Annotated in this window: 5 protein-coding genes; 3 read left to right on the plus strand and 2 right to left on the minus strand. The window is 71.0% G+C overall.

Annotation, left to right across the window (positions count from 1 at the left end; all coding sequences use genetic code 11):
* Positions 1-15: 15 nt before the first annotated feature.
* On the minus strand, positions 16-462 hold the full coding sequence (locus ACFW3D_RS33835) for a MarR family winged helix-turn-helix transcriptional regulator (RefSeq protein WP_500510898.1): 447 nt from the start codon (positions 460-462) through the stop codon (positions 16-18).
* Positions 459-941: a MarR family winged helix-turn-helix transcriptional regulator gene (locus tag ACFW3D_RS33840; RefSeq protein ID WP_500510900.1), complete on the minus strand. Its 483-nt coding sequence runs from the start codon at positions 939-941 to the stop codon at positions 459-461. The genes ACFW3D_RS33835 and ACFW3D_RS33840 overlap by 4 nt, the downstream gene beginning before the upstream one ends.
* A gap of 229 nt (positions 942-1,170) precedes the next feature.
* On the opposite strand from ACFW3D_RS33840, the gene ACFW3D_RS33845 reads away from it, so the two are divergent.
* The 3 genes from ACFW3D_RS33845 to ACFW3D_RS33855 are packed head-to-tail and all read left to right on the plus strand — an operon-like array spanning position 1,171 to position 6,245.
* Entirely contained in the window at positions 1,171-2,112 is a 942-nt protein-coding gene (locus tag ACFW3D_RS33845; protein WP_500510902.1) for an ABC transporter ATP-binding protein, read from the plus strand.
* Complete coding sequence (locus tag ACFW3D_RS33850) at positions 2,109-3,470, plus strand: ABC-2 transporter permease family protein (RefSeq protein ID WP_500510904.1); 1,362 nt, start codon at positions 2,109-2,111, stop codon at positions 3,468-3,470. Before ACFW3D_RS33845 ends, ACFW3D_RS33850 begins: the two co-directional genes overlap by 4 nt.
* A 6-nt stretch (positions 3,471-3,476) precedes the next feature.
* Positions 3,477-6,245 (plus strand): bifunctional YncE/alkaline phosphatase family protein, encoded by a 2,769-nt coding sequence (locus ACFW3D_RS33855; RefSeq protein ID WP_500510907.1) that lies wholly within the window; start codon positions 3,477-3,479, stop codon positions 6,243-6,245.
* Positions 6,246-6,278 lie beyond the last annotated feature (33 nt).

Raw genomic sequence — 6,278 nt, forward strand, 5'->3', positions numbered from 1 at the left:
CGGGGCACGGGCGGCTCAGACCCCGGCCAGCTCCGCGTTGGCGCGCTCCGTGACCAGGGTCAGCACTCGGCCGGCCACGGCGAGGTCCTCGGCCGGGATGCCGGCGTACAGCCGCGCGGAGATCGCGGCGGTCTCCGTGGTGGTGGTCGCGTACAGCCGCCGTCCGGCGTCCGTCAGCCGAATCCGGGACGCCTCCGACGGATCCTCCTCCAGCAGCTTCCCGTCCGTCAGCTCCTCGATCACGCCGAGCACGACCGACTCGCCGGTCTTCAGCGAGCCGACGACGTCGCGGACGAGTCCGTCCCGGCCGGTGGACCCGCCCGCGGCCACGACGGCCCGGATCACCACGCTCTGCTGGAACGTGACGCCGTGGCGGGTCAGCACCCCCTCCAGGAGGGCGCGCGCGGCGTAGTGGGCCAGGGCGACGACACGGCCGTCGGCCGTGGGTGCGGTGGTGGTCATGACTGCTCCTCGTCGTTCTCGGTGTACGGATCAAGAGGTGCGTCGATCAGGGTCGTCAGCTCGTGGATCAGCTGCCGGGTACGCGGGCTCTCCTGGCCCCCGAGCGGCGCCAGCAACCGGTCCAGCAGGCCCTGGACCACGTCGATCGCGCGTCGGGTGACCTCGCGCCCCTGCTCCGTGAGCGACAGCTGCATGGCGCGCGGGTCGCCGGGGTCCCGGGTGCGGGTGACGAGCCCGGCGGTCTCCAGGGCCCGGGCGAGCTTGGAGACGTAGAGCGGTTCGAGTCCCGTGTGGTCGGCGAGCCGGCGCTGACTGGGCCGCAGCCCCGAGCGCGACATGCCGTACAGCGACGCCATCACCGCGTACTGGGCGTGCGTCAGACCCAGCGGCGCGACCGCCCGGTCGACGGCCACCCGCCACTTCATCGACAGGCGCCAGACCAGGAACCCCGGCGTGGCGCTCTCCGTTGCTGAACTCACACCAGATACAGTACATGGCTACTATGTACATGGCTACTAAATCTCACGGACGTCCGCCCGGCTCGCGCCGTGCGTCCGGTTACGTCCAAGTCCGCCTCGGTGGCGCCCACTTCGCGAACCCGGACTTGCCGATGTCTTGACGATACGTTCAATGGCCATTCAACCGACCGTCCCTGGCGGGGGTCCGCGCTCTCCCTAAGGTCCATGGGCGTTGCGGAAGAAGGGACTCATGGACACACTCCTCGCAGTCCGTGCTCGCGGAATCACGAAGTGCTTCGGGGACGTCGTCGCGCTCGACGCCGTCGACCTCGACGTGACGCAGGGACAGATACACGGCCTGGTCGGACCGAACGGCGCGGGCAAGACCACGTTGCTCGGCCTGCTGCTGGGCCTCGCGGTCGCCGACGGCGGCGGCCTCGAGATCCTGGGCACGCCGGTCGGGCGGGCGCTCGCCGCACCCGACGGTGTCGCCGGTTTCGTGGACGGGCCCGGCCTCTACCCGTCGCTCACCGCCCGGCAGAACCTGGCCGCGCTGGCAGCGCTCCGCGGGCAGGACTCACGGACGGCCGCGATCGACGACGTACTGGCCCAGGTCGGCCTCACGGACGTCGCCGACGACCGGGCCCGCGGGTTCTCGCTGGGCATGCGCCAGCGGCTCGGGCTCGCCGCCGCCCTGCTCACCAGGCCCCGGCTGCTCGTGCTCGACGAGCCGTCCAACGGCCTGGATCCGGCGGGCAAGAAGCACGTCCACGGAGTCCTCACCCGTCTCGCGGACGAGGGGACCGCCGTCGTGCTGTCCAGCCACCGCATGGACGACCTGGAGGCGCTGTGCTCCGAGGTCACCATCCTTGCCACCGGGCGGGTCGTCTTCTCGGGCCCGCTTGGCAAACTGGCCGCCGAGAACCGTGAACTCGACTACCGGATGCTCACCTCCGACGCGCACGCCGCCCGCGAACTGGCCCTCGGCACGGACGGCGTCCGCGTCGTCGACGACGCCGGTCCGCGGAACGACGCCGGCGTGCTCGTCGTGCGCGCGCTGGTGCCCGCCGTCGACGAACTCGTGGTGGGTCTCGTGCGGGCGGGCATCGCACTGCGCGAACTCGCGCCCGTCGTCTCCCCGCTCGAGGCGGCGTTCCTCGCCCTCACCCAGCAGCAGGAGGCCGGTCGATGACCGCCGCGACCGTCGTCGCCGACAACGTTGTCCCGACCCGCCGCGTGCCGGTGTCGCGCGGCTACCGCTTCGAACTGGTCAAGCTGGTCTCGCAGTGGCGGATCCGCCTGCTGGTCCTGGCCTGCTGGATCGCGCCGGCGCTCTTCGTCGCCGCGGTGAGCCGGCAGAGCACGCTCCCCGTCGACACCCTCTTCGGCCGCTGGATGCACGCGACGGCATGGGCCGGGCCGCTGGTGATGCTGGGCTTCGCGGGCACCTGGGCGCTCCCGCTGCTGACCTCCGTGGTCGCCGGCGACGTGTTCGCCTCCGAGGACCGGCTCGGCACCTGGCGCCACCTGCTGGTGGCGGTCCGCTCACCGGGGCGGGTCTTCGCCGCGAAGGCGCTGGCCAGCCTCACCGTCCTGCTGCTGCTCGTGACCGGGATGGCCTGCTCCAGCGCGGTCGGCGGGGTCGTGGCGGTCGGCAACCAGCCCCTGGTGGGTCTCGACGGCCACCTGCTGACGCCGTCCGACGCCGCCGGGCAGGTCTTCCTCGCCTGGGCCTGCGCCCTCGCCCCGACCCTGGCCCTGGCCGGGATCGGCCTGCTCGGCTCCATCGCCCTCGGGCGGTCCCCGATGGGGCTGCTGCTGCCCGCGCTCGTCGCCCTCGCGATGCAGCTCGCGCAGATGATGCCGCTCCCCGTCGCCGTACGCCTGGCCCTGCCCGGATACGCCTTCATCTCCTGGAACGGCCTGTTCACCGGCCCCCAGCAGCTCGCACCGCTGCTCATCGGCATCGCGGTCAGCCTGGTGTGGGCCGTGACCGCCACGGTCCTGGCCTACCTGCTCTTCCTGCGGCGCGACTTCACCAACCTGACCGACGACGGCTCGGCGCGCCGCGCGCTCCTCGCCGGCGCCCTGCCGCTGGCCGGGCTGCTCGCGGCGACGGTCGCCGTCGTCGCCGTCACGACCCCGGCCACGGGTTCCGGGATCGAGCAGGACAAGGTGCAGCGCTCGGTCGCCACGGCCTTCGCGCACCTGTACCGCATGCAGACCGACCAGCTCAACCGCCCCGCCGTCACCGAAGAGCAGCTCAAGGCCACGGCGGCGTGCACCAAGGGCAGCGTCGCGGACGGCGCCGAGGGCGCCGGCAACGACTGGCGCTGCGTCGTCTCCTGGCACCTCCCCGGCGTCGCGACCACGGGCCAGGCCATCTACCAGCTCGACGTCACTCCGGACGGGCGGTACGTCGCCGACGGCGACGGACCGAAGGAAGTCAACGGCTACTTCCTGGTGCGGACCCCGGTGGGGGACGCGCCGAACCCGCTCTGGCAGTTCGACGGCAACGTCGAACTGCTCGCCACCTCCCCGAAGGGATAACTCACGATGCAGGTCACTCGTCGCCGCCGCGTGGACGCCGAGAGGGAGACCCACGCCCTCCCCGGCCGTCGGTTCGGCAGCCGCAGAAGCCTCACGCTGGCTGCCGCGACCGCAGTCGTCCTCGCCACCGGCACCGGGATCGGTTTCGCGCAGACCACCCAGTTCGGCCACGACCAGGTCGGCCAGGTCACCGACCGGGGTCAGGTCGTCTCCGGCGACCAGTACATCGCCCCGTACGGTGAGCGCCTCGTCATCGACAACGGCAAGATCATGTCGTCCTCGGTCAGCCCGGACGGCACCCACCTCGCGGCCTCGGTCACCGACGGCGGCGTGGCACTGGCCGTCGTGGACCTGAAGAGCTGGAAGGTCCAGCAGCTCGTCGGCAACTCCGCGTCCGCGAACCTGCGCATCGCGAGCAACAGCGTGGGCCAGGAGGGCCCCACGTACTCGCCCGACGGCACGCAGCTGTGGCTGGGCCAGACCGACGGCTACACCCGGTTCACCGTGAACCCGGACGGCAGCCTCGCCGACCCGACGTCCGTCACCATCCCGGCGGACGGCTCCAAGCACGCCCTGGTGGGCGAGCCGGTGTTCTCCTCCGACGGCTCCACCGTGTACGCGGCGGTCAACGGCCAGAACCGCGTGGTCGCCATCGACGCGGCCAGCGGAACCGTCGAGCGGAGCTGGGCCGTGGGCAACGCCCCGCGCGACATGGTCGTGGTCGGCTCCAAGCTGTACGTCAGCAACGAGGGCGGCCGGCCGGCGAAGCCCGGGGAGACCACGATCAACTCGTACGGCACCCAGGTGCCGGCCGACCCCAAGACCGGCGCGACCACCACCGGCACGGTCAGCGTCATCGACCTCGCCGACCCGGCGGCCGCCGTCGCGAGCATCGACGTGGGTCTGCACCCGACCGCCCTGTACGCCAAGAAGGGCGCGCTGTTCGTCACGAACACCGCCACCAACGACGTCTCGGTCATCGACACCCGCAAGAACAAGGTCGTCCAGACCATCGCCACCCAGCCGTGGCCGGAGTCGCCGGTGGGCTACGAGCCCAACGCCGTCACGCTCACCGACGACGGCCACCTGCTGGTGACGCTGGGCCGCGCCAACGCGGTCGCCGTCTACCGGTACGACTCCCCTCAGGAGCCCGTCAGCTACGTCGGCCTCCTGCCGACGGACTACTTCCCCGCGGAGATCGCCACCGTCGGCGACCAGGTCGTGGTCTCCAACACCCGCGGCATCGACGCCCGCCGGCCCACCAACAGCGCCGGGCACGGCACTCACGACACCACCTCGAGCGTCCAGCGGTTCACGCTGCCGAGCGAGAAGGTCATCAAGGCTCAGACGGCCAAGGTCTTCCAACAGAACGGCTGGACCACCGGCTCGGTCAAGCTCGCGAAGGACAAGGGCAAGGGCCACGCGAAGCCGGTGGCCGTCCCGCAGCGGCTGGGCGACCCGTCGACGATCAAGCACGTCTTCCTGATCGTCAAGGAGAACCGGACCTACGACCAGGTCTTCGGTGACATCCCGCAGGGCAACGGCGACCCGTCCCTCGCGGAGTTCGGCGAGAACGTGACGCCGAACCAGCACGCCCTGACCCGGCAGTTCGGTCTGTACGACAACACGTACGACATCGGCACGAACTCCGCCGAGGGCCACAACTGGCTGATGCAGGCCGACAACCCGGAGTACACCGAGTCCTCGGCCGGTGAGTACGCGCGCAGTTACGACACCGAGGACGACGCCCTCGGCCACCAGCGCACCGGCTTCATCTGGAGCGGCGCGCAGGCGGTGGGCAAGAGCGTGCGGGACTTCGGCGAGTTCCACCAGTTCCTCACCAAGCCGGCCGGCGCGACCTGGCAGAACCTGTACTGCGACACCAAGAACATGCGGGCCACCGGGCAGGACACCGCCTACAACCTGGTGTCGTCCTCCCCGATCCCCTCACTCAACAGCGTCTCGGTGCCCGGCTTCCCGAAGTTCGACACCAGCGTCCCGGACGTCTACCGCGCCGAGATATGGAAGCGGGACTTCGAGAAGAACGGTCCGGCGAACCTGAACATGTTCTGGCTCTCCAGCGACCACACCGGCGGAACCGCGGGCCCCGCCGCCCAGGTCGCGGACAACGACCTCGCGGTCGGCCGGATCGTCGACGAGATCTCGCACAGCGAGTACTGGAAGGACTCCGCGATCTTCGTGGTCGAGGACGATTCCCAGGCCGGCCTCGACCACGTCGACGGCCACCGTGCCCCGATCCAGATCATCAGCCCCTGGGCCCGGCACGGCACCGTCGACAGCCGTTACTACTCGCAGATCACGATGATCCGCACCATCGAGCAGATCCTCGGGATCCACCCGATGAACCAGAAGGACAGCGCGGCCACCCCGATGTTCGGCGCGTTCACCAAGAAGGCGGACTACACGCCGTTCACCGCGCTGCCGAACCGGACCCCGCTGACCGACGGCGTGAAGACCGCGCCCGCCTGCGGCCTGGACACCCCGGCCCCGCAGGACCCGAACGCCGCGGCCGTCCCGTCGACGAAGGTGCCGGCGGGCAAGCAGTCCCTCGCGGCGGAGTGGGAGGACTGGCAGTCCAGGCAGCGGCTGACCGGCCCGGATGCCCGGCCTGACTTCGCCAACCCGGCGCAGCTCAACCACCTCACCTGGTACCGGACGCACGCTTGGACGAAGCCGTACCCCGGCGAGCACGAGATCTTCGCGCCGGACGACGTGCCCGGCGCCTACATCCCGTCGGCGGAGAACGACGGCTGACGCACGCGGCGGGTTCCGTGTCTCTTATAAACT

The sequence above is a fragment of the Streptomyces sp. NPDC058864 genome, assembly GCF_042742985.1.
GTDB lineage: Bacteria > Actinomycetota > Actinomycetes > Streptomycetales > Streptomycetaceae > Actinacidiphila.